This window comes from Geodermatophilus sp. URMC 61 (genome assembly GCF_052931555.1).
Genome location: NZ_JBRFHZ010000002.1, coordinates 1,246,032 through 1,268,966, shown reverse-complemented (window position 1 = coordinate 1,268,966; position 22,935 = coordinate 1,246,032). Strand labels below are relative to the sequence as shown.

Here is a 22,935-nt window from a genome sequence, read left to right as displayed (position 1 = left end):
GGGCTCCCGAGGATCATCGCCCCGAGGAACGGGACACGCCGTGTCACAGACGGCTGTGCCCGTAGCGCCGGCAACAGCCCGATCCGGCCTCCGGTGCGGCCCGAGGAGACCGCCCCGGGCCCGTGACGGCTGTCGTCACCTCATACCGAGGGCCGGCGTGACAGACCTGCCACGGCGGCCGTCGGGACAGTCGACCGGTCCGCCTCGCCTCGAGGTCGCACTCCGCGCCCCCGGGCCGCCGGCTCCTCACGCGTCCCGGTCGGCACGGCCCCTGGACACAGCGAGGCCTCCTGGCGATGGAGCGGCACGCAGCTCCATCGCCAGGAGGCCTTCACCCGTCGCCCGGCCCCTTGCAGGCACGAGGACCCCGTCCCCCCGCTCACGAGTTCGCGGCGAGCCTCTGGACGGGGGCTCGCGCGAGCCTGCGAGCGGTGGGAGCAGGGGGTCCTGTCAGTCGCGCGGATCCTGCGGTCGGCCGATGGCCTCCGCCTTGGCCTGGCTCTGCGCGGGGACGGACGTGCCCCCTGCCGGTGCCACGAAGTTGCCGCCCGGGCTGACCGACAGCTGGTCCGCCGGCTGCGAGCTCGTCGAGGACGGCGCCGCCGCCCCGGTCGCGGTGTCCGTTGCGCCGGGGATCCGGGCCGGTTCCACCATGAGGACGAAGTCGTCGCCGTGGCGGCTGATCCCCTCGACGACGGCCTGCTCGATCGCCAAGGAGGCGTAGTTCCCGCGCAGGACGATGGGATCGCGGCGGAGGTCCTTGACCAGGCTGACGGCCATCGCCGCCATCACCAGCGCGAACGGCAGTGCCGCGATGATCGTGAGGTTCTGCAGCCCCGTCAGGGCGGCGCCGTCCTCGCCCAGGAGCAGCATGATCGCTGCGACGGAGCCCATCACGACGCCCCAGAAGACGACGACCCAGCGGCTCGGTTCCAGGGTGCCGCGCTGCGAGAGCGACCCCATGACGATCGAGGCCGCGTCCGCACCGGACACGAAGAAGATCGCCACGAGGACCATCACGAGCACGGTCGCGGCGGTGGCCAGGGGGTACTGCCCCAGGACGGCGAACAGCTGCCCCTCCGTGGTGCCCTGGCCGGCGACGTCGACGCCGTCGCGCTGGGCGGCGATCCCGGCCCCGCCGAACACGGCGAACCACAGCAGGCTGACCAGGCTGGGCACGAGCAGCACGCCCGTGACGAACTGGCGGATGGTCCGGCCGCGGCTGATGCGGGCGATGAACAGCCCGACGAACGGCGTCCAGCTGATCCACCAGGCCCAGTAGAAGACCGTCCAACCGCGCAGCCAGGTGGCCATCGGGTCGCCGCCGGTGGCCTCGGTCCGCGCGGCCATCTCGCCCAGGTCGGAGAAGTAGCTGCCGACCGCGTCGGGGATCAGGTTCAGGATGAAGATCGTCGGGCCGAGGACGAAGACGAACACCGCGAGCAGCAGGGCCAGGACCATGTTGGTGTTGGACAGCCACTGGATCCCACGCTCGATGCCGGAGACGGCCGAGGCGACGAAGGCGGCGGTCAGGATCGCGATGATCGCGACCAGGACGCCGTTGCCGACGTCCCCGGCCCAGCCGAGGATCTCGACCCCGCTGCCGATCTGCAGCGCACCGAGGCCGAGGGAGGCCGCCGACCCGAACAGCGTCGCGAAGATGGCCAGGACGTCGATGACCCGGCCGACCGGCCCCTCGGCGCGCCGCTGGCCGAGCAGCGGGATGAACGCGGAGCTGATCAGCTGGCGGCGGCCGCGCCGGAAGGTGCCGTAGGCGATGGCCAGCCCGACGACGGCGTACATCGCCCACGGGTGCAGCGTCCAGTGGAACAGCGTGGTCGCCATCGCCGTCTCGATCGCCTGGGACGTCTGGGGCTCGGCCGTGAGCGGCGGCGGGGCGGCGTAGTGCGACAGCGGCTCGGCGACCCCGAAGAACATCAGCCCGATGCCCATGCCGGCGCTGAACATCATCGCGATCCACGAGATGGTGCGGAACTCCGGCCGCTCGTCGTCCCGGCCGAGCGGGATCCGCCCGTACTTCCCGGCCGCGAGCCAGATCACGAACACCACGAACGCCGAGGCCAGCAGCACGAACATCCAGCCCAGGTTGCCGGTGATCCAGTCGAGGATCGAACCGCTCGCGGTGCCCAGGCCCGTGGGGCTGGCGAAGCCCCAGACGACGAAGCCCAGTGCCATGACCGCCGCGATGGCGAACAGGACCCTGTCCACGGCCGCGTGCCGGTCGGCGACGCAGGGTGGCGGCTCCGCGATGGCCGGGTGGGTCCCGGTCACGGTCACCTCGGCGGCGTCGGCGGTACTGCGCTCCCGCCCGGTTCCGGCGCCACCGGCTGACGTCTGACCAGCCCCGACGGCCTCCGACCGGCTCGGTTGGCGGGAGGGCGAGGCTTGCTCGCTGCGCGGTTGCTCCATGACACTCCCCAATCCCTGTTGCGTCATTCGAGACCGACTTCACATGAGGGAACCAGAGGGGCAGCCGGAGGACAAGGGCCCCCAGTGACTCTTTACACAGTCTGGCTTCGACGGAGCCCCGCGTCACACCGGCGTAACGAGGCGGACGGCCGGTCCCGGGCCGGCCGGCCAACTCGGTCGGGGACCGTCAGTGCCCCCGGTGGGCGTTGAGCCGGGCGGCCTGGCGCGTCAGGTGCTCGCGCTCGGCGAGGACGGGTGCCTTGTGGGCCGCCTCGGCGTACAGCCGTGCCGCCGTCACCAGGTCGCCGTCGCGCTCGTGGAGGTACGCCGCCACCGCGGCGTGGCGGGGCAGTGAGTCGTCCAGCGCCGCGAGCGCCGCCAGGCCGGCGCGCGGTCCGTCGGCCTCGCCGACGGCCACGGCGCGGTTGAGCCGGACGATCGGGCTGTCGGTCAGGCGCGCGAGCTCGTCGTACCACTCGACGATCTGCACCCAGTCGGTCTCCTCGGCGGTGGGCGCGTCGGCGTGGAGCGCCGCGATGGCGGCCTGGGCCTGGAACTCGCCCAGCCGGTCGCGGGCGAGGGCCGCCTGCAGGATCTCGACGCCCTCGGCGATCAGCCCGGTGTCCCACCGGCCGCGGTCCTGCTCGGCGAGCGGCACCAGGCTGCCGTCGGGTGCGGTCCGGGCGGCGCGCCGGGCGTGGTGGAGCAGCATGAGGGCGAGCAGTCCCGCCACCTCGGGGTGGTCGATCGCGGCCGCGAGCTGCCGGGTGAGCCGGATGGCCTCGGCGGCGAGGTCGACGTCGCCGGAGTAGCCCTCGTTGAAGACCAGGTAGAGGACGCGCAGCACGGTGGCGACGTCGCCGGGCTGGTCGAACCGCACGCCGGAGACGGTGCGCTTGGCCCGGCTGATGCGCTGGGCCATGGTCGCCTCGGGCACCAGGTAGGCCTGGGCGACCTGGCGGGTGGTCAGCCCGCCGACGGCGCGCAGCGTGAGCGCGACCGCGGAGGACGGCGTCAGCGACGGGTGGGCACACAGGAAGTAGAGCTGGAGCGTGTCGTCCACGCCGGGCGTGGGTCCGGGCGCGGGCTCCTCGTCGACGAGGTCCTCACGCCGGCGGCGGGCGGCGTCCGCCCGGGTCGCGTCGAGGAACCGGCGCCAGGCCACGGTGACCAGCCAGCCCTTCGGGTCCCGCGGTGGGTCGGCCGGCCAGACGCGGATCGCCCCGACCAGCGCGTCCTGCACGGCGTCCTCGGCCGCCGCGAAGTCGGCTCCGCGGCGGACGAGGATCCCGAGCACGCTGGGCGTGAGGCTCCGGAGCAGGACCTCGTCCAGCTGAGCGGTCATTCCGTGATGGTGGGCGGTGCGGCCAGGAACGGGCGCACCTCGAGCCACTCGTGGATCGGCTTCCCACCCGCCCCGGGAGCGGCCGACAGGTCCCCGGCCAGCTCGATGGCGCGCTCGTAGCTGTCGACGTCGATCACCATCCAGCCGGCGATGAGGTCCTTGGTCTCGGCGAACGGGCCGTCGGTGACCGGTGGGCGACCCTCGCCGTCGTACCGGACGAAGGTCCCCTCGGGGGCGAGCGCCTGACCGTCGACGAACTCGCCGGTCGCCTCCAGCCGGGCCGCGAAGTCGTGCATGTACTGCACGTGAGCCGAGATCTCCTCCGGCGTCCACTGGTCCATGGGCACGTCGTTGACCGCGGCCGGGGCGCCGCGGTAGTGCTTGAGCAGCAGGTACTTGGCCATCGTGTCTCTCCTCGGTGCTGGTGCGACCCATCGTGGTCGCTCGCACCCCGGGGACGGAGCCGGTTCCGGGTTCTCGACACCGCCGTCCGGATCCTCTCGGCGGACGCGGGCGACACGACGGACGGAGCGGCCGTCCCGCTGACCGTGCACGAGGTCGCCGGTCCCGCGGCGCGGATGACATCCCGGCCGGCGAAGGCGTCCGTCACGCACTCTGGTCGGATGCGCATCCTGATCTGGCACGGCTATCTCCTCGAGGGCAGCGGGTCGAACGTCTACACCCGAGAACTCGCCCGGGCGTGGAGTCGGATGGGCCACGAGGTCGTGGTCCTCTGCCAGGAGCCGCATCCCGAGCGCCACGACCTGGGCGGCGCCGCGGTCGTCCGGCCGGGTCTGCCCGGGCCGCTCCCGGTCTTCGTGATGGGCCCGTACGAGGACGTGCAGCCGCGGCTGTTGACGGAGATGAGCCGCGCTGACCGGGAGGCGTTCGTGGCGGCGAACGCGGCGGCCGTACGGGCGCAGGGACCCGCGGACTTCCTGCTGGTCAACCACGTGCTGCTCGGTGCTCCGGTCGGGGCGGCGTCCGGGCTGCCGTACGTCGTCAAGGCGCACGGGTCGGAACTGCAGTTTGCCATGCGGGGAAACGCCGAGTTGTGCGCCTGGGCCGGGGAGACCCTCTCCGGCGCGGCTGTCGTCCTGGCCGGGTCCCGCCACGTGGCCGGTGTCCTCGGCGAGCTCGTGGGCGGAGACGCCGAGCGGGTCGCCGTCGTCCCCCCGGGCGTGGACGTCGACACGCTGCGCCCCCGCGAGCGGGCCGCCGCGCTGACCGCCCTCATCGAGGAGAGCCGGCGGGATCCGGCTCATCCGGCCGCGGGGCACGACGAGCGGTTGCCCGACGAGGGCAACGCCGAGCGCCTGGCGGGGTTCCTGAGCGGGAACCGCAAGACGGTGCTCTACGTGGGCAGCCTCAGCGCCGAGAAGGGGGTCTCACTGCTGCTGGAAGCGCTGCACGGACTGGACGCCCGGGCGGTGGTGGCGGGCTTCGGCCCGGCCCGCGCTGAGCTGGCGGCTCTGGCCGGCCCGGACGTCCTGTTCACCGGCCCCCTGCAGCACCGCCACCTGGCCCAGCTGTGGCCGCTGGCGGACGTCAGTGTCGTCCCGTCGGTCTTCCCGGAGGCGTTCGGCATGGTGGCTGCGGAGGCCGCGGCCTGTGGGTCGCCTCCGCTGGTCGCCCGGCACTCCGGCTTGGCCGAGATCGCGGCCGGCCTGGAGGGCGAGTACCCGCCGCACCTGCGACACCTGGCGTCCTTCACGAGCGGGAGCGCCGAGGACCTCCGCACCCGGCTGCGCGAGCTGCTGGACCTGGACACCGGGTCCTGGCGAGCGCTCTCCCAGGGAGCCCGCAGAGCGGCCGTACGGCTGTGGAGCTGGGACCACGTGGCCGGCCGCATCCGCGAGCTCGCCGCCGGGGCCGGGGACGATCGGCCGGTGGCCGGGCGGCAACCAGCGGGGCCCACGGCCGCCGGGTGACCCACGGCCGCCGGGTGACCCACGACCGCACCGCCCACCGCGGCCGCGGCGTCATCGAGCGGGTCGTCCACGGCGCGCTCGGCCCCCCGGCTGCAGTGGCTCCGCAGGTCGGTGGAACCGCCCTCGGGCCCGAGCACCGGTGGCCGTTGCCTCGGCCTCGGAGGGAGAGCACAGTGTGCCGCGCGGCGATGCCGCAGGGGCGTCGCCGTCACGAGGAAGGAGTGGTGGCATGTACGCCCGATCCACCACGATGCGGGTCCGCCCCGAGACCCTCGACGACCTCGTCGCCCACATCCGCGACGACGTCATGCCCATGGTCACGCACCTCGACGGCTGCGTCGGTCTCTCCCTCCTGACCGACCGCCAGACCGGCCGGTGCATCGTCACCAGCGCCTGGGAGACCGACTCCGCGATGCACGCCAGCGCCGAGCGGGTCGGCGCGTCACGACGACGCGCAGCCGAGATGTTCGGCGTCACGCCCGAGGTCCAGGAGTGGGAGATCGCCGTCCTGCACCGGGCACACCGGGCCGGGGACGGCGCGTGCGCGCGGGTGACGTGGACCCGGACCGCCCCGGCGAACCTGGACCGGGTGATCGACGCCTACCGGGAGAGTCTGATGCCCTGGTGGGAGGAGACGCCGGGGTTCTGCAGCAACAGCCTCATGGTGGACCGTCGGGACGGGCGGTGCGCCTCGGCGGTCGTCTTCGAGAGCCGAGAGGCGATGTCGCACACCCGTGACCAGTTCACGACCCTGCGCGAGGAGTTCGTGGCCAGGATGGGGATGGACATCCTCGAGGTGGCGGAGTTCGACCTCGCCCTGGCCCATCTGCGGGTACCCGAGACGGTCTGACCGACAGGCCGGTCCGCGCCGCACCGGAGAGGGTGGACACCCGTCGGCCCTCGGGGTCCATCGTCTCCGGCCCGCGGCGCACCACGGGGTGCGGCCGTCACCCCGACCTCCCGCCGTCTGCCGGTGGCGTCGCGGCCGGGAGTCGTGGCCGCGCTCCGGCGGCCAACCTCACGCCGCGGTCCCGGACGGCCTGGCGCCACTCGGTCGGTACGACGGTGAACTCCCCTCGTCCGGTGGCGTCGAGCGCCTCGACTGCCACGTCGTGGGGATCGGCTCCCTCGGCGGACATGCCCGACCGCACGAGCGCCGGGCACGACACCGTGACCGTGACCCTGCTGTCGGACAACTCCAGTGCCGTCTGCTCGGCGACCGTCACGACCGCGTGCTTCGAGGCGGCATAGGCGCCACCGCCGGGCCAGGTGGCCAGACCCGCGAGGGAGGCGGTGATGAGGACGTGGTGCGGCTGGTCGTCGGCGAGCATGCGGGGGACGAAGGCCCGTAACCCGTTGACCACGCCTCCGAGGTTGACGCCCATCACCCGTGCCCACTGATCGGGCGGGGTCAGCCACACCGGTCCGACGTGGCTGCCGGTCACGCCTGCGTTCAGGCACAGGACGCGAGTGGGACCTGCCACGTCAGCGAGCGCTTCGTTGTCATCCGGGCTGGCCACGTCCGTGACGACCGCGGTCGCCCCCACCTCGCGGGCGGTGGCCGTCAGAGCCACGCCGTCGATGTCAGCGAGCACGAGGCGGGCACCGGCCTGAGCCAGGCGCCGGGCCAGGGCTCGTCCGATGCCACTGGCCGCGCCCGTGACCACGGCGGTCTCGCCGAGCAGCTGCATCCGGATCCCTCCAGGGTGAGTCCTGCGCCGGGACACCGCCGCCGAGCAGCGGCCGATCGGGCGGTGCGCAGCGGGCACGATGTCCCCGGCAGAGCTTGGCTGCTCCGAGGGGGCGGCACACCACGTCGGCGCGCGGAGGGCGACCGTCGTCCTCGATGGCCGGTCGCGCCACGGCAGTCCCGGAGCCCGGCCACCGCCGTCGCGGCGGCACGAGGTACGACTGTCGACGGCACCGGCAGGCTGCCACGTGTCCGGAACCCGTCCGTCAGGCACCACGTCCGGCCCATCCTGGATGCCCCGTGTCCCGCGTGGGAGGAGTCGAGCATGGAGCTGAGCCTCCACGCCCCCGAGAGACTGGGGTACAGCACGCTCGCCGATGGACGACGGCTGGCGTGGGCCGAATGGGGCTCACCGCGAGGAACACCGGTGCTGCTGTCCCCTGGCGCAGCGATCAGCCGCCACCTGGGCATCAGCACGCGCGCCGTGGCAGCGCTCGACGTGCGACTCGTCTCCGTGGACCGGCCCGGCCTCGGCGCATCGACGCCGGCACCCGGCCGCACACTCGCGGACTTCGCCGCAGACGTCGGCGAACTCGTCGAACGGCGCGGACTCGGACGCCCGGCGCTGATCGGCAACTCACAGGGAGCCCCCTTCGCCCTCGCCTGCGCCGCGGCGGGCATCACCAGGGCCCTGGCTCTGGTCTCCGCCAGCGACGAGGTCGCCGCCCCGGAGTTCAGGACCGCGCTGCCCCCGCACCTGCGGGATCTCGTCGACCTCGTGGCCACCGATCCCGACGGCGCCACGGCGGTGTTGCGCCGCTTCGACGCGGACGCGATGTGGGACCTGGTCATGACGGGGGCGGCACCGCGCGACCGGGCCGTGTACCGCACCAGGGACTTCGAGCGGGCCTATCGCACGGCGCTGCGGGAGGGCTTCGCCCAAGGGCCGGAGGGATACGTCCGCGACACCCTGCTCGCCATGAGCCGCTGGCCCATCCCCCTCGCGCACATCGGGATCCCCGTCGACGTCTGGTACGGCGAAGAGGACACGAGCCACTCCCCCGACAACGGCGCGACGCTGACCGGCCGGATCCCCGGCGCGCACCGCCACGTCGTTCCCGGCATCGGTGGCGCCGTCCTGTGGACCCACGCACGACCCATCCTCGAGACCCTGGTCGCACGCGGCTGATCGGGAGATCCCCAGGCCCGCGTGCTGCCCCGGTCGCACACCTTCCCGCCGTCCACGGAGTGGCCCGGTGCGCCGGCTCGGCCCCGCAGCAGGTGCGAGTGCGCCTGCAGCGTGTCGCGCCGCTGATGCCGCATCGCCCCCGGTCCCTGCAGGGCCGGGGCGCGGACACGTCCGTCACGACCGGGCCCCTGGACCACCGGATGGTCGTGCCCGGAGGCCGACGGAGGCGGGCGCTCCGCGAACCGCGCCCGTGGTGGTCAAGCCGTTCTGATCGTCGTGCCGGCGAAGCGGCCCGGTGCCGCGTCGGCGCGGGCGAGCACCGAGCCGTCCGGAGCCCACACCGTGGAGGAGCCGGCGGTCTCGTCGTAGGGACCCCCGACGGGCCCGGCGGCACTGGCGAAGACGACGTGCGCTGCGCAGGTGGCCGCGATGCGCACCCCTCGGGCGTCCTGCTCGGCCAGCTCATCCGGCGCGTGCACCAGACCGGCGGCGTAGACGTCGACGTCCAGCGCCGCGGTGGCGATGACGTGCTCGGCGACGCCGGTGTCCTTGCACACCCCCAGACCGATCCGCCACCCATCGACCTCGACCACCGCGGGCCCGTCCCCGGCGGTGAAGTGAGCCGGCTCGTCCCCACCCAGGTGCGTCTTGCGGTAGACCACCCGCACCCCGCCACCGGTGACCAGCAGCACCGCGATGCTCCTCCGGCCCGCGCCGTCGATCACGGGCGCACCGACCAGGGCGGCGGTGTGGGTGGCTGCACACGCGGTCACCAGCGGCCCGAGCACCGGGTCCTCGAGGGTGAGCGGCGCTGCGGAGAGCAGATAGCCGGTCAACGACAGCTCGGGGAAGACCACCAGCCGGGCCCGAGCCTCGTGGATGGCCTCCACGTGCGCCGCCACGTTCGTGGCCACGTCACCGGCCACACAGCGTGGCTGAGCCGCCGCGACCACCAGCGACGCCCGCCGCACGTCAGCCCGTGCGGCCGGAAGGGGCGGCTCGACGGACATGAAGGACCTCCACCACGGGTCACCGCCGGCTTCTGAGGAAATCACCTCCCTCGGGTCCTGCACAGCCGTACGCATCGCAGGACTCACCACCGGCCACGTCCCTCGTCCCGGAGCTCGGGCGCGGCGACGGCCACCCGCTGGCGGCGATGCGGGCTCGCCCGGCGCCATCCGAGAGGGCGCTGTTGCGGATGTCATGGGCAGGTCGGCCGGTCGAGGGCCGGACAGCGGGCCCCACCGACATAGCCTGATGACGTGCTCCGGCCCGACAGTCGCAGGCCTCTCGCGCGCTTCCCCGAGCGGGCATGGCGGGCCATCGCGGGGAACTCCCCACCGACCGCGCCCATCGGCCTGCGGGCCCAGCCCAGCCGGATGGACGACCTCACCGCGCACGCCGCGCTGGGCCTGGCCCTGCGCATCGGCGAGTCGATGCTGGCCCTCGGCGCCCCGGCGGCCGACGTCACGGCGACGGTGCTGCGGGTCGCCGCCGCCTACGGCCTCACCAGTTGCCAGGTCGACATCACCTTCACGTCGCTCATCGTGAGCTACGACCGGGAGGACGCGGTGCCGCTCACCGCCATGCGGATCGTGCGCACCCAGCGGATGGACTACACCCGCCTGCAGGGCGTCACGGACCTGGCGTCTGCGGTCGCCGCGGGCGGGGTCGACGTCGAGCGGGCACACCGCCGACTGGACCGGGTGCTCTCGGCGCCTCGCACGTACCGCCGAGAGGTCCCCACCCTCGGGTGGTCCGGCATGGCCGGCTCCGTCGCCCTCTTCCTGGGCGGTGGCTGGGTGGTCGCCCTCATCGCGGCGGTCACCACCGCACTGATCGACCAGCTCATGCGGGTCCTCAACCGGCACGGCCTGCCGTTCTTCTTCCAGCAGGCGGCCGGCGCGGCCGTCGCGACGGGGGTCGCCGTCCTCCTCGTCGCCTGGGACGTCGAGGTGCGCAGCTCGCTCGTCGTCGCGGCCGGCATCGTCGTCCTCCTCGCCGGGCTGTCCCTGGTGGGCGCCGCCGAGGACGCGATCAGCGGGTTCCCGGTGACCGCCGGGGCCCGGGCCTTCGAGGTGGTGACGCTCACCGCCGGCATCGTCGTGGGCATCGCCGGCGTGCTGGACCTCGCCCAGCGCGCGGACCTGCTGCTCACCGTCGTGGACAACTCGCCGATCGCCGTGCCGTTTCCCGTCGGGCTGGTCGCGTCGGCCGGCATCGCCGGGTTCTGGGCGCTGGCCTGCCATGCTCTGCCGCGCGCCGTCGTCCTCGCTGCGATGGCCGGGGCACTGGCGTGGACGACGTTCCGGGCAGCTGCCGGACTGTGCGCCGGTCCTGCGGTGGCCAGCGGGGTCGCGGCCGTCGTGCTCGGGTTCGCCGGAGAGGTGCTGACCGAACGGCTGCGGGTGCCACCGCTGCTCATCGCCGTCTGCGGGATCGTTCCGCTGCTGCCCGGCCTGGCCATCTACCGAGGCCTGTTCGCGATCGTCGTGGACGCCGACCTCCAGAACGGCCTCGCCGCGCTGGTCGGAGCCGCGGCGGTCGGGCTCGCTCTCGCTGCCGGCGTGACGCTGGGCGAGTACCTGGGCCGACCGTTCAGTGGCGAGCGGGACCGCTTCGACGAGCGAGTCCGCCGTCGGGCCATGACCGTCGCCTGACCCGCCCGGACCAGCAGTGCCGCAGGGCGGGCGAGACCAGCTCGTCGGCGCCGGACGTCCGGCCGTCCGCCCCGTGCGGTGACCAGCGCAGTCGGGCAGCCGAGGGCACGGCATCGTTGCGCTCCCGGGACCACTCCGACTGCGCCGCCGCAGCCCGCCTGACGAAGTCACATCGCGGATTCGCGCCGATCGAGCCGGCTCTGGTGACGATCGACGATCCGGACGATCTCGAACATGGCGCCACCATCAACGGTGAGGTCGTCCAGCGCGGTCGCACCTCGCGGATGGTCTTCTCCGTGCCGGAGACGCGGCACGTGGGGCGAGACGCGCGTCCGACTGCAGGGCAAGGCGGCAGCCATCGTCCTGACCGGTGCGAGCGGCGCCCACTTCCTGGCCGTCAACGACCTCCGGGACGTCCTCGCCGGGTCCTTCGCCGTCCAGGTGCTCTACCTCGACCACGCGGCCCATCTCGACCGCAACACCCTCACGGACGACAACGCAGCCCTCGCCGCGGGTTCCGGCTCGGCACTGGTCGACCTGGCAGTCGCGGTCCGCTCCTCCCCTGCCCTGACAGCACTGCGGCCGCAGGTCTGAGCAGCACCGCGGCACGGCCACCCACACCCAAGGGCGGTCGTGGGAGCAGTCGGACAGGCCGGCACCGCAGGGAGTTCGCCGCCCGGCGGCAGGCCCCCGGCCCGCTCCCCGTCGCGCCACCGTGTCGAGCCCAGGGGACGCAGCGGCGTCACGAGACGACGTTGCGGATGAAGCGGGTGACGCCGTCGTACACATTGACGTAGGCGTAGGCCTGCGCGCTGGAGTACGTGGCGTGGTCGCCGGCAGCGAGGTCCACCGGCCCCTCGTCACGCTCGATCCGGAGCCGGCCCTCGGTGACGAGGACCATCTCGTGCCATCCGGCCGGATCCGGTTCGGCGTCGTAGCGCTCCCCTGCGCCGAGCGCCCAGGACCACAGCTGCACCTCGCTGCGCGCCGGCACACTGCCCAGCAGCACCGCCTCACTCTCCGGCGCCGAGCCACGCCAGGCCACCGCCTCGATGCTGCGCGTGGACGCGGCAGGGGCGCTGACGAGATCGACGAAGGTGGCGCCCAGCGCCTCGGCAAGACGATCGAGACCGGACAGGCTGATGTTGGCCTCACCGGCCTCGAGGTTGATGATCGTCCGCCGGCTGATGCCCGACGCCTCGGCCAACATCGTCTGACTCATGCCCCCGACCTGCCGAAGGCGGCGCAGGTTCTCCCCGACGTGGACCAGCACGTCTCGACGCGAGGCTTGCATGTGCAGGATCCTACACCTACGGTGTGCAGAATGCTGCACATCCTTGCCGGCCGCCCCATGCCAGCCCGCCGGCCGACACGGCTGTTCAGCCGCCAGGAACTCGCGCTGGTGGGCATCACCGCGGTCTGGGGGGCGACGTTCCTCGTCGTCCACCTCGCCGTCCAGCACAGCGGGCCGCTGTTCTTCGTGGGTCTCCGGTTCATCACCGCCGGGTTGATCAGCCTGGTCGTGTTCCGTCGGACGCTGGTCGGGCTCACGCGGCGCGAGCTCGGTGCGGGGACGGCGATCGGGGTGACGATCTTCCTCGGCTACGCGCTGCAGACGCTTGGGTTGCAGACGATCCCCAGCAGCACGTCGGCGTTCCTGACCGCGCTCTACGTCCCGATCGTGCCGCTGCTGCAGTGGGCCGTGTTCCGCCGCGCACCCAAGCCCGCGGCCCTGGCCGGGGTGACGCTCGCCTTCGCCGGACTGGTCCTGCTCGCCGGCCCAGGCGCGACGGGACTGGGCCTCAGTGCCGGAGAGGTCGTGACACTGGTCAGCACGGTCGCGATCGCTGCGGAGATCGTCCTCATCGGCGTGTTCGCCGGCACGGTCGACCTCGGCCGCGTCACCGTCGTGCAACTGCTCGTCGGAGGGGGCCTGTCGCTGGCGATCATGCCCATCGTCGGCGAGGGTGTCCCGCCCTTCTCCTGGGTCTGGCTGCTGGCCGCCACCGGACTCGGGGTCGCCAGTTGTCTCATCCAGCTCACCATGAACTGGGCACAGCAGTCGGTGTCGCCGACCCGGGCGACGGTGATCTACGCCGGTGAGCCGGTGTGGGGTGGTGTGGTCGGTCGCCTCGCCGGCGACCGGCTGCCCGACCTCGCGATCGCCGGCGCGGTACTGGTCGTGGCCGGCGTGCTCGTCAGCGAGCTCGAGCGGCGTCCACGAGGGCAGGCGGAGCGCAGCTCCGGCTCGATGGCCGACGGCGGCCCCGTTCCCGTCGATGTCGACAGGGCCGCTCGACCTCGTCGTCGACCGGGACGCCGTGCCACGGCGGGCGGCGGCCCGCCGGACAGGCCGACGGGCCGCCGGTGGCGGCGCGGTGAGCTCAGCCGACCTGGAGTAGGTCGGCGAGCCCGGCGGCGGTGAAGGCGGCCACGACGTCGTCCCGGCTCACTCGAACCGCACGGGCTGGCCGGTGGCCTCGAGCACCGACATCCACAGGTCGCCCAGCGGGTCGACGTGGTTGCGGCGGCTGACCGCCAGGGGCATGGGCATGTGCACGAAGCGCCGCCGCCTGCGCGCGACGATGACCTCCGTGCGCCCGGCCATCGCGGCGTGCACCGCGGCGTGCGCAAGGCGGAGGCAGTAGGCGCTGTCGTACGGGTTGGCGGGCACGCTGCGGATGGCGTAGCTGGGATCGAAGTACCGGACGTTGTTCTCCACCCCGGCCGCGTCGAGGTGCTCGATGATCCGCTTGCGCAGCAGTCGTCCGATGTCGCCGAAGCGGATGTTGCCCGAGGCGTCCCGGCCCGGCTCCTCTTCCTGGACGTGCTCCTGCCCGGCGCCCTCGGCGACGACCACCACGGCGTGCCCTCGCTCCTGCACGCGGCGGCGCAGGTGCTCCAGCAGCCCGCGCTCCCCGTCCAGGGCGAAGGGCACCTCGGGGATGAGGACGTAGTCGGCGTCGTCCTTGGCCAGGGTGGCGTAGCAGGCGATGAAGCCCGAGTGGCGGCCCATGAGCTTGACCAGGCCGATGCCCCCGGGCGCGGAACGGGCCTCGACGCTGGCCGCGTGGATGGACTTCGTCGCCTCGGCCATCGCGGTCTGGAAGCCGAAGCTCTGGTCGATGTAGGGGATGTCGTTGTCGATCGTCTTCGGGATCCCGACCACCGCCACCTTCAGGCCGCGCTCGCCGACCACGCGGACGATCTCCATCGCCCCACGGATGGTCCCGTCGCCACCGATCACGAAGAGGATGTTGATGTTCAGGCGCTCCAACGCGTCGACGACCTCCTCCGGGTCCTGCTCGCCGCGGGAGGTGCCGAGGATCGTGCCGCCCTCGTCGTCGATGTGCTGGACGACCTCCGGGGTCAGGTCGAGCACGTCCTCGCCGTAGCGGGGGATGAACCCGCGGTAGCCGTTGCGGAAGCCGACGATGCGCCGCACCCCGTAGTGCCGGGAGAGCTCGAGCACCAGCCCGCGGATGACGTCGTTCAGGCCGGGACACAGGCCCCCGCAGGTGACGATCCCGACCCGCGTCTTGGCGGGGTCGAAGTAGATCCGCTTCCGGGGGCCGCCGGGCTCCAGGCTGGGCAGCTGCTCGACCGGGAGGCCGCGGGCACCGGCCATGGAGATCGTGTCGTCGAAGAGGATCCGGTCCTCCTCCACGACCGAGTGCTGGGTCGTCTCCCGCCCGCCCAGCCGGGAGGCGAGCGGCGAGTCGATCCGGCAGGGCCCGAGCGTCCGCACGGCGAGGTCCTCGTGTCCGACCATGCCGGGAACGCTTCCACACCCCCCAGGCGCCCACCACGCCCGTACCCGGGCACGGCCACGCGCCTCGACGGTCGCCGGCAGCACGACGTCCCGAGTCCTGCCGGCAGCATCCGCGGGCCATGGTGCCCGACTGCCCGTTGACGTCGTGGTCGCCTGGCCGTCCGAGCGTGACGGCTGGGCTCGCAGGAAGCAGGCTCCCCGGCACGGATCCGAGCCGACCATCGGCGGCACGGACCCCGGCTCGATCACATCTGCGCCGCCAGACCCGACGCCCGGTCGACTCGGCTGCCGGCGCTCGTGTCGAGCCACTGACGCAGCACGGTGGCCAGCGTGAACCGTGTGACCGGGGTCAGGTAGTGCTCGTAGTCCAGGGTCTCCGGAGTGTCCGACGTGGCGTGGTAGTGCGGATTGCCCTCACCCTCGTAGGCGCCGATCACCACGTAGCCCTTGGCCTCGAACGGCATGTAGTCGCTGGAGTAGATCGGCCCCAGCTTGACCGGCAGGTCGGTGTAGTCGGCCGCCGCCTGGGCCATCACCGCACCGAACGCCTGGGAGTCCGCGTCGTTGTGGGCCACCTGGTTGCCGAGGTCACGCTCCACCACCACCGAGCCGTCCTCCGGCGGCCGGCCGACCATGTCCATGTTGATCACCCGGTGGACGTCCACGCCGGCCGCGTGCAGCGCATCGGCGTAGGCCGACGATCCCCACAGCCCCTGCTCCTCCCCGGAGAAGGCGACGAACTGCACGGTCTCGGTGAGGTCGACACCGTGCAGCAGCCGCGCGATCTCCAGGACCGCGGCCACACCGCTCGCGTTGTCATCCGCACCCGGTGCGCGGGCCGACGAATCGCCGAGACTCTCCATCCGGCAGTCGTAGTGGGCGCACAGGATGACGATGCGGCCGCCCCCGCTCGTCCCGGGCTTGGTGCACACCACGTTGTCGGCGGTGCGCCCGTTGCGGATCCAGGGCAGCTTCACCACCTCGGCGTAACCGGCGGCGGTGAACGTCGCCGCGATCAGGTCCGCGGCCCGGTGGATGTGCGGGGAGAACGTGTGCCGGGTGGGCAGTCCCGCCAGCTCCTCGACCGTGGTGCGCAGTCGACTGGTCGACACCCGCTCGACCAATCGGGTGACGCCCCCGTCCGGCCCCGTTCCGGTCCGGACCTTCCGCGGCGCCGGGGATGCCAGGACCGCCGGTGCCGGAGGAGTTCGCTTGTCGGGCGGCGGGAAGTCCAGCGGCCCGGTCACGGTGAGCACCTCTGCTCCCGGGTCCCCCTGTCGGAGGCGTTGCCGTCGCCGCTCCAGCTCGGTGCCGACGTGTCCACGACCGTCCGCTGCTCGTTCACCTGATCTCCTCGTCCACGGGTGCGGCGGGCGATCGGGGCGGCAGGCTGAAACGCGTGTCGGCCGTGGCGCCAGGGACGTGTCCGCTCGTGCGCAGCCGGCCGTCGGGCTCCGCTGCCTGGACGGCGACCGTGCGCTGCCCGATGTTGTTGTCGAAGCGGGCCAGCTGCTCGTGCGGTACCGAGCCGAGGAGGGTCGCGGTGATCGCCGGATCCTCGGTGCCGTGCACGAGCGCCACGAGACCCGCCTCATCGGCGCTCTGCGGCGTCCAGGTGAACGGGCCGACCCGGAGGGCGCCGCCGGCCGGAACCGGATCCGCGACGGTCAGCGTTCCCAGCGACTGGAAGTGGTCCGGCCACGTGGTGGCGGTCGCCGGGTCGCAGCGGAACACCTCCACCTGGAACGTGTCGGCTGGGGCCGTCCGAGCACCACGGTTGCGGAGCCGCACGTAGAGGTGGTTGGGCTGACCCTCGATCGCTGCCTGGTGGCCCTGCTCGGGGTCGTCGCCGTCGCTCATGGCGAGATTGCGCACCCAGATGTCCGGCGAGGTCCAGTGCGGAGCAGGGCTGGGGATGACACCCACGTCTCCGGCGCTGTCGGTGATGTAGAGGTCGACCGTCCTCCGTGCCCACAGCCCGCGTCTCACGAAGGCCTCGTCCATCACCTTGCTGTACAGGCCCCCGGTGAGAGCCATGTCCGCGACGATGAGGTCCTGAGCCAGTCGACGAGCGTGCGCAGCGTCGGTCGAGGAGTCGTCCGGCGTGATGAGCAACATCTCGATGACCGTCGCGATCAGCGCATCCGCGGCCCGCCGCCGTACGAGCGGGTCGGGCGAGCCACCGCCCATGCCCAAGTAGGACTCCCACACCGCGGTACCGAGCATCGAGTTGCGGAGGTTGAACCCGTAGCCGGCGAATCCTGCGTCGTCGAACCGCTCGGCACGGTCCAGCGTCCGCTCGTCGCTCCACCGGTTCGTGGCGTTGTTGTCGAACGGGAAGGTCTCCGTCCGCCGGTGCTGGTTGGCATTGAACCTGTCCCGGTAGATGGCCGGGACCGCGTCGCAGAAGCTGTGCTCGTAGGAGAGGGATCCCCCGTGGTTGCTGCCGAGGAAGTCGAACACCCCGTGCATGTACTCGTGGATGATGACGCTCATGTCGGCGGCATCCGGCGCACCGCCCTCACCGTGCCGGATCCGTGGTGGATTCGTCGCCCCCAGCCACTGACTGTTGTCCGCGCCGTCGAACCCCTGCGCGTCGACGTCGACCCGCACCATGTTCGCGTTCAGGGTCGTGTTGCCGAAGGTGCGCAGATAGCGGGCGAACGAATCGAGCCAGAAGTAGGCGTTGGCGCTCAGTGACCTGCGATCCGCCGGATAGCTCTGGTAGTCGAAGGTCGGGGTCGGCTCGGCGGGTTGGGGAAATGCAGGGGTGTCCCAGTCGTCGCAGTTCACCCAGTCCCCGCGGAGATGGAACGTGCCACCCGTCGCCGCCTCGATCTCAGCCTGCACGGGGTGCAGGAACTGGTCGAGAGCGGCGGCGCTCGACCCGCCGTGCAGGGTGGCGTCGTCGGACTCGCTCACCGGATCAGGGACGAAGACCCGTAGGCTCGCGGTCACGTACTTGCTGAGCAGTTCGATCCACAGCACGGTGGGTGTCACCGCGTCGACGACCACTCGGAAGATCTCGAACGGTTCACCGGTCTGCACCTTGACGTCGTGCACCAGGTGCACCGCGCCGTCGGGCGGAGTCCCGGTGGACAGCAGCGCCACCGACGCCGTCGGATAATCGGCCTCCGGCAACGAGGGCCGTTCGACGTCCCTGAGATAGGCCAGCTGGCTGCCCACGATCTCGGCAGAGCCGAACTCGGCCTCGAACGGCGCCAACACCGTGGGGTGCAACTCACCGATCGAGCGCGCCTGTTCCGGTGACGGGGCCCCACTCAGATCCTGATCGGCGGCATTGCTGACCTTGACGACACTGTTGGTGCGCATGCTGGCCACCGCCTGGAGCGTGGCCCCGAGCACCGGGAGGTCGTTGTGGAACTGGCCGTATCGCACCCGCAGTGTGCCGGCACCCTCAGCGGAGTCCAGCTCGCGCAGGTCGGCCCCGCCGGCCTTCAGGTCGCCACCGCGCTGCTCCATGAAGCGATCGATGGCCGCCCGCGGGCTCTCCGATCGGTATGACGTGCCCCGTGGGTCGGTGAACTCCCGCAACACACCGTTCCGCACGACCTCCCCGGCCTCGGAGATGATGCGCAAGGCCTCCATGGGCGATTCGCGGTGTTCGTTTCCGCTGACGGTCACCTGCACTCCTCCGCCATGTGGTCCCTACGGTGGGGACCCTCGGTATGAGCATCCGAACCCAGGATCCGGACGGTGCTACACCCTCGCGCCGCTCCAACCGGATTCCTGGTCCGCGGAGCGACTGCCGAACGGACGACCACGGTCGATCACCATCGGCTTCGCCATCACCCACGCTGCACGACAGGAATGGCGCCGCGGAGCTGGGCGGTCGCGCGCCGCGCCATGAGCCCGAGCAGGGGAATGCCGGCCGCGCAGTTCCTGAGGGAGTCAGGGCGCGGTCCCCTCGCGCTCGTCATGCGATTCGCTTCCACATGCACGTCCAGCCTCGTCTCCGCTTGCATTCCCCACCGCCTGTCCGGCACCGGCAGGAGGCTCAGGTGTCACGCCGGCACAAGAGCACGGAGGCCTCTCACTCGGCGGCCTGCGAACAACTCGGTTCACGGTAGAGGCGTGTCCGTCACAGCGTCGTCACCGTCGTGTCACAGCACATGCTCCTCGACCACCTGACATGAGGACACAGGCGAGTCCGCAGCGGGCGTCCGGATCCTGATCCGGCCTCCACACCAGGCGCTGCACCGAACCGTCAGGACGGCGCAGCGGCCGACGACCTCCTTCTGCGAGGCTGGTGAGGACTGCGCGAGTTCCGGGCCCGGTGATGGCGCGGTGACGACGTCATGACGGGCGCCGCGGAGCCTCGGGTCGTCGGGATGGCGTGCGGTGGGCGGTCGGTCCACGGTCCTCCTGCGCCCCCGGCCCCACCCCAGTGAGCACCGGACACGACCCACTCCGGGCCGACGCCGGGATGCGCGGTCTCCGCGGTGTGAGCCGTCGACATCCGTTCCCGGCTCAGGCCTCCCCTGACGGAGGCGCAGATGCCACTCCCCCGCCTGGCCCCGACCCCCGACCCGGTGCTCGTCCAGGACACCAGCCTGGCGATCGACGGTCTCGCCCGGAACGTCTGCAACACCTGGGAGGAAGCCACTGCCAACGGGGGGCCGCCCTTCTCCGTCGTCGTGGTCGGGGCCGGCGCCTATGGCGGCTACCTCGCGGCCAAGTTGGCCGAGTTCCAACCCCAGCGGCGCGTCCTGGTCCTGGAGGCCGGGCCGTTCCTGGTCGGCGAGCACGTGCAGAACCTGGGCCCGGTCGGTCTCGGCGTCCCCTCCGCCATCGATCCCGCGCAGGACCCGATGAGAGCGCGCGAGCTGGTCTGGGGACTGCCCTGGCGCGGCAACACCCCGTTCCCCGGGACGGCGTACTGCTGTGGCGGCAAGTCGCTCTACTGGGGCGGCTGGTGCCCGCGGCTGACCGACGCCGACCTGGCGCAGTGGCCGGCCGACGTCGGAGCCCACCTGGAGGCCGAGTACGACCGCGTCGAGAGCGAGCTCGGCGTCGTGCCCGGCACCGACTTCCTGTCCGGTGACCTGCTCTCGCAGCTGCACACGCGCCTCACCGCCGTGATACCGGGGATGCCGAACCTCGACACGACGCTCCCCGGTGGTCCGGTGCAGCCGGCCCCGGTCGCCGTCCAGGGCAGTGCCCCGGCGTCCGGCCTGTTCAGCTTCGACAAGTACAGCAGCCTGCCGCTGCTGGTCGCCGCGCTCCGCCGCGACAGCGCGCAGGCGGGCTTCGACGACGCGCAGCGCCGGCTCTTCCTCGTTCCCCGGTGCCACGTGATCCGGGTCGTCGTCCAGAACGGGGTCGCCCAGGCCCTCGAGGTCGACGTCGATGGCGCCCGCAGGACGCTGCCGCTCGGTCCGGGCGCCCGCGTGGTGCTCGCCGCCGGGGCGATCGAGACCACCCGGATCGCGCTGCTGTCGTTCCCGACGCCGCTCATGGGGCGCAACCTCATGGCCCACCTGCGCACGGACCTGACGTTCCGCATCCGCCGGTCGGTGCTGCCGTCCTCGGGGCCGCTCGTCCAGACCGCCGCCCTCCTGGTGCGCGGAACCGCTGCCGGCCGGCGCTTCCACCTCCAGCTGACGGCGTCGACGAGCAGCGGGGGGTCGGACGCTCTGCTGTACCAGATGATCCCGGACCTCGACATCCTCGACGAACAGCTGGCCAACGTCGATCCGGAGTGGGTCACCCTCACCGTCCGGGGGATCGGCGAGATGGTCCCCGACACCACGTCTCCCACACCGAACGACGTCGGCAGCTGGATGGACCTCAGCCCGCACGAGATCGACGAGTACGGCGTTCCCCGCGCCTACGTTCACCTGCAGCTGCGCCCCGGCGACTGGACGACGTGGCAGGCGATGGACCAGACGGCACAGGACCTCGCCCGGGCGATCGCCGGCACGGCGCAGGACATCCAGTACCTCTACGACGGGGGCTGGCAGACGCAGCCCCACCCGCTGCAGCGACCGTTCCCGAGCTGGCACTGGGGGCTCGGCACCACCTACCACGAGGCCGGCACGCTGTGGATGGGCGGCACGGCCGCGGACTCCGTGACCACCAGCCTCGGGCGCTTCCACCACGTGCAGAACGTCCATGCCTGCGACCAGTCGCTCTTCCCGACCGTCGGCTCCGTGAACCCCGTGCTGACCGGAACGGCGCTCGCCCGGCGGCTGGCACGACAGCTCCCCTAGCGGGTCGGTCGTGCCGTGACGTCACGCGCCCGCCGGATGCTCGAGCTCTGCAGCCGGCCCGGATCCCCGCGGCTCAGCCGGGGCCCGCGGGTACCGACGGGTGCAGGCGACCGATGAGGGTGTCCAGCCACGTCACGTCGACGCCCCGCGCGGCTCGCGCGCGGCCGATGAGGCGGAGGTTGTCGGCGGTCGTCCTGCGCTGCCAGCGCTCCGGCGCCTGACTCCGGCACTGCGCGAGAGCGCGCTCCGCAGCCTCCGGGTCGTCGTGCAGGACGGCCAGCTCCAGCCGTGTCGCGGACACCCAGTAGTCGGCCGCCTCGGTACGCGCCCGCTGCTCCACCGCGAACCGGACCACGGGGAGCAGGTCGTTCTTCCGGGCCAGGCTCTCCGGCGTCCCCAGGACGTCGAGCAGCGTCACCGCGTTCACGCCCGGGTAGTAGTCCCGCCAGTCGGCCTCGAAGCCACGGACGTACTGGTCCACCGCCTTCTCCAGCAGGGCCACGGCCCGCGTCTCGTCCCCTGCTGCCGCGGTCTCGACCCACTGCGCCTTGTACACCCGCCCGCGCAGCCCGTGCGTCTCGGACGACGGACCCCACTCCCGCTCCAGCTCGTCGAGCAGCGACAGGGCCGTGGCACGTCGCTCCTGCCGGTGCGGGGTGCCCGGGTCCTCGGCCAGCCGGTTGTGGGCGAAGGCCACGAGCTGCCGGACGGCGGGCTGACGGCGGAGGTGCTGGGGCATCTCGTCGTAGACCTCGATCATCGCGCTCCAGTCCTCCAGCGCCCGGTAGGCCAGGACGAGGTCGGTCCAGACGCCGAGGTCCTCCGTGTCGCTCCCTCGCACGCTCGCGTGGACGGCGTGCAGCGCGGTTCGCGCCTCCTCCTTCCCGTCCTCCGAGCCCGCCATCCGCCGGACGACCTCGAGCCGTCCCTTGAGCGCCTCGCCGACCCGGATCTGTCCCCGGAAGCTGCCGGCGGCCTCGGCCGGCATCTGCTGGGGTCGCCACGCCGAGATCAGCTGGAACAGCGGGCTGTCGGTCACCTCCTCCCTCCGCGCCAGCTCTCGCAGCTCGGTCAGGTGCTCGGCGGTCCTCGCCCGCAGCCTCTCGGCCGACTTCTCGGTCAGCCTGTTCGTCGCCGTCAGCTGGTACCGCTGGGTGCGCAGGAGGGCGACGTCGAAGGGCAGCGGTTTCTGGGCGGCGTACACGGTGAGGGTGGTGCGGGGGCGTGCGGCGTGGCGGATGCCCAGCTCGTACAGCACGTTGGGGTTGGCCGTGGTCAGGTCGGCGACCGCGAAGTCGCACAACAGCAGCCGCTCGTACATGGCCTGGTGGATGATGCCCCCGAGCTTCTCCTCGTCGGCCCGGATCGGGGTCATCCCCGCGTCCTCGATCCCGGGCTGCAGGGCCCGCTGGTAGACGGCGTCGAAGTTGATGGGCGCGCCGCCGGCCGGGTCGGGCTTCCTCCCGAAGGGCATGAGGACGAAGCACAACGGACGGTCGGTCATCGCTGGCTCCCCTCCCGCGCCGGGCGCGCGGTGATCACGGCGCCGCGGCCGCCTCGGGGCCGCCCAGGGGCTCAGGGTGCACCGGATCCGGGCGGCTCGGTCGCGTCGCTGCCGTGGCCTGCGGAACGGGACGGCGGCCTGGTGACGCGCGGGCGCGGATCGACCATCGTGCTGACCGTCA

17 protein-coding genes and 1 pseudogene are annotated in these 22,935 nt (G+C 72.5%); 8 read left to right on the top strand and 10 right to left on the bottom strand.

Features of this window, described 5'->3' with window-relative positions:
* Positions 1–450: 450 nt before the first annotated feature.
* From ACU610_RS05885 to ACU610_RS05875, 3 genes are all read right to left on the bottom strand, one after another.
* Positions 451–2,292, bottom strand: coding sequence for a BCCT family transporter (locus tag ACU610_RS05885; RefSeq protein ID WP_446766776.1), 1,842 nt, complete (start codon positions 2,290–2,292; stop codon positions 451–453).
* A 325-nt stretch (positions 2,293–2,617) separates the two neighbouring features.
* The gene (locus ACU610_RS05880; protein ID WP_446766775.1) at positions 2,618–3,775 is read right to left on the bottom strand and encodes an RNA polymerase sigma factor; all 1,158 of its coding nucleotides are present in this window, start codon (positions 3,773–3,775) and stop codon (positions 2,618–2,620) included.
* Positions 3,772–4,179, bottom strand: coding sequence for a YciI family protein (locus ACU610_RS05875; RefSeq protein ID WP_446766774.1), 408 nt, complete (start codon positions 4,177–4,179; stop codon positions 3,772–3,774). Before ACU610_RS05875 ends, ACU610_RS05880 begins: the two co-directional genes overlap by 4 nt.
* Positions 4,180–4,398: 219 nt before the next feature.
* Here ACU610_RS05875 and ACU610_RS05870 point away from each other — a divergent pair, with 219 nt between their 5' ends.
* Positions 4,399–5,706 carry a glycosyltransferase family 4 protein gene (locus tag ACU610_RS05870; protein ID WP_446766773.1) on the top strand — a complete coding sequence of 436 codons (1,308 nt, stop codon included), beginning with the start codon at positions 4,399–4,401 and terminating at the stop codon, positions 5,704–5,706.
* 229 nt (positions 5,707–5,935) lie between these two features.
* Entirely contained in the window at positions 5,936–6,556 is a 621-nt protein-coding gene (locus ACU610_RS05865) for an antibiotic biosynthesis monooxygenase (protein WP_446766772.1), read from the top strand.
* Between the two features lie 97 nt (positions 6,557–6,653).
* Here the strand turns inward: ACU610_RS05865 and ACU610_RS05860 are convergent, their stop codons facing one another.
* Positions 6,654–7,397, bottom strand: coding sequence for an SDR family oxidoreductase (locus tag ACU610_RS05860; RefSeq protein ID WP_446766771.1), 744 nt, complete (start codon positions 7,395–7,397; stop codon positions 6,654–6,656).
* 324 nt (positions 7,398–7,721) lie between these two features.
* On the opposite strand from ACU610_RS05860, the gene ACU610_RS05855 reads away from it, so the two are divergent.
* Positions 7,722–8,585 (top strand): alpha/beta fold hydrolase, encoded by an 864-nt coding sequence (locus ACU610_RS05855; RefSeq protein ID WP_446766770.1) that lies wholly within the window; start codon positions 7,722–7,724, stop codon positions 8,583–8,585.
* A 257-nt stretch (positions 8,586–8,842) separates the two neighbouring features.
* On the opposite strand, the gene ACU610_RS05850 is transcribed toward ACU610_RS05855, so the two are convergent.
* Positions 8,843–9,595, bottom strand: coding sequence for a carbon-nitrogen hydrolase family protein (locus ACU610_RS05850; protein WP_446766769.1), 753 nt, complete (start codon positions 9,593–9,595; stop codon positions 8,843–8,845).
* A gap of 252 nt (positions 9,596–9,847) precedes the next feature.
* On the opposite strand from ACU610_RS05850, the gene ACU610_RS05845 reads away from it, so the two are divergent.
* From ACU610_RS05845 to ACU610_RS05835, 3 genes and pseudogenes are all read left to right on the top strand, one after another.
* Positions 9,848–11,245: a threonine/serine ThrE exporter family protein gene (locus ACU610_RS05845; RefSeq protein ID WP_446766768.1), complete on the top strand. Its 1,398-nt coding sequence runs from the start codon at positions 9,848–9,850 to the stop codon at positions 11,243–11,245.
* A gap of 116 nt (positions 11,246–11,361) precedes the next feature.
* Positions 11,362–11,493: pseudogene (locus ACU610_RS05840) on the top strand (hypothetical protein); the annotation flags it as partial.
* Positions 11,494–11,497: 4 nt separating this feature from the next.
* The gene (locus ACU610_RS05835; protein ID WP_446770768.1) at positions 11,498–11,839 is read left to right on the top strand and encodes a hypothetical protein; all 342 of its coding nucleotides are present in this window, start codon (positions 11,498–11,500) and stop codon (positions 11,837–11,839) included.
* Positions 11,840–11,987: 148 nt separating this feature from the next.
* Here the strand turns inward: ACU610_RS05835 and ACU610_RS05830 are convergent, their stop codons facing one another.
* A complete protein-coding gene (locus tag ACU610_RS05830; protein ID WP_446766767.1) occupies positions 11,988–12,539 on the bottom strand; it encodes a helix-turn-helix domain-containing protein in 552 nt (183 codons plus the stop codon).
* A gap of 30 nt (positions 12,540–12,569) precedes the next feature.
* On the opposite strand from ACU610_RS05830, the gene ACU610_RS05825 reads away from it, so the two are divergent.
* Positions 12,570–13,670 (top strand): DMT family transporter, encoded by a 1,101-nt coding sequence (locus ACU610_RS05825; protein WP_446766766.1) that lies wholly within the window; start codon positions 12,570–12,572, stop codon positions 13,668–13,670.
* Between the two features lie 24 nt (positions 13,671–13,694).
* On the opposite strand, the gene ACU610_RS05820 is transcribed toward ACU610_RS05825, so the two are convergent.
* The 3 genes from ACU610_RS05820 to ACU610_RS05810 form a co-directional block, all read right to left on the bottom strand.
* The gene (locus ACU610_RS05820) at positions 13,695–15,017 is read right to left on the bottom strand and encodes an ATP-dependent 6-phosphofructokinase (RefSeq protein ID WP_446766765.1); all 1,323 of its coding nucleotides are present in this window, start codon (positions 15,015–15,017) and stop codon (positions 13,695–13,697) included.
* 245 nt (positions 15,018–15,262) lie between these two features.
* Positions 15,263–16,264 carry a M28 family metallopeptidase gene (locus ACU610_RS05815; RefSeq protein WP_446766764.1) on the bottom strand — a complete coding sequence of 334 codons (1,002 nt, stop codon included), beginning with the start codon at positions 16,262–16,264 and terminating at the stop codon, positions 15,263–15,265.
* A gap of 94 nt (positions 16,265–16,358) precedes the next feature.
* Entirely contained in the window at positions 16,359–18,662 is a 2,304-nt protein-coding gene (locus ACU610_RS05810) for a hypothetical protein (RefSeq protein ID WP_446766763.1), read from the bottom strand.
* An 872-nt stretch (positions 18,663–19,534) separates the two neighbouring features.
* Between ACU610_RS05810 and ACU610_RS05805 the strand changes: the two genes are divergently transcribed.
* The gene (locus ACU610_RS05805) at positions 19,535–21,250 is read left to right on the top strand and encodes a GMC oxidoreductase (protein WP_446766762.1); all 1,716 of its coding nucleotides are present in this window, start codon (positions 19,535–19,537) and stop codon (positions 21,248–21,250) included.
* Positions 21,251–21,323: 73 nt separating this feature from the next.
* On the opposite strand, the gene ACU610_RS05800 is transcribed toward ACU610_RS05805, so the two are convergent.
* Positions 21,324–22,754: a TRAFs-binding domain-containing protein gene (locus tag ACU610_RS05800; RefSeq protein ID WP_446766761.1), complete on the bottom strand. Its 1,431-nt coding sequence runs from the start codon at positions 22,752–22,754 to the stop codon at positions 21,324–21,326.
* Positions 22,755–22,935: the final 181 nt, after the last annotated feature.

What these genes read in the sequence shown, in the direction of transcription:
- ACU610_RS05880 (WP_446766775.1), bottom strand. Translation starts at nt 3,775, where the DNA reads ATGACCGCTCAGCTGGACGAGGTCCTGCTCCGGAGCCTCACGCCCAGC.
- ACU610_RS05875 (WP_446766774.1), bottom strand. Translation starts at nt 4,179, where the DNA reads ATGGCCAAGTACCTGCTGCTCAAGCACTACCGCGGCGCCCCGGCCGCG.
- ACU610_RS05870 (WP_446766773.1), top strand. Translation starts at nt 4,399, where the DNA reads ATGCGCATCCTGATCTGGCACGGCTATCTCCTCGAGGGCAGCGGGTCG.
- ACU610_RS05865 (WP_446766772.1), top strand. Translation starts at nt 5,936, where the DNA reads ATGTACGCCCGATCCACCACGATGCGGGTCCGCCCCGAGACCCTCGAC.
- ACU610_RS05860 (WP_446766771.1), bottom strand. Translation starts at nt 7,397, where the DNA reads ATGCAGCTGCTCGGCGAGACCGCCGTGGTCACGGGCGCGGCCAGTGGC.
- ACU610_RS05855 (WP_446766770.1), top strand. Translation starts at nt 7,722, where the DNA reads ATGGAGCTGAGCCTCCACGCCCCCGAGAGACTGGGGTACAGCACGCTC.
- ACU610_RS05850 (WP_446766769.1), bottom strand. Translation starts at nt 9,595, where the DNA reads ATGTCCGTCGAGCCGCCCCTTCCGGCCGCACGGGCTGACGTGCGGCGG.
- ACU610_RS05830 (WP_446766767.1), bottom strand. Translation starts at nt 12,539, where the DNA reads ATGCAAGCCTCGCGTCGAGACGTGCTGGTCCACGTCGGGGAGAACCTG.
- ACU610_RS05825 (WP_446766766.1), top strand. Translation starts at nt 12,570, where the DNA reads ATGCTGCACATCCTTGCCGGCCGCCCCATGCCAGCCCGCCGGCCGACA.
- ACU610_RS05820 (WP_446766765.1), bottom strand. Translation starts at nt 15,017, where the DNA reads ATGGTCGGACACGAGGACCTCGCCGTGCGGACGCTCGGGCCCTGCCGG.
- ACU610_RS05805 (WP_446766762.1), top strand. Translation starts at nt 19,535, where the DNA reads ATGCCACTCCCCCGCCTGGCCCCGACCCCCGACCCGGTGCTCGTCCAG.
- ACU610_RS05800 (WP_446766761.1), bottom strand. Translation starts at nt 22,754, where the DNA reads ATGACCGACCGTCCGTTGTGCTTCGTCCTCATGCCCTTCGGGAGGAAG.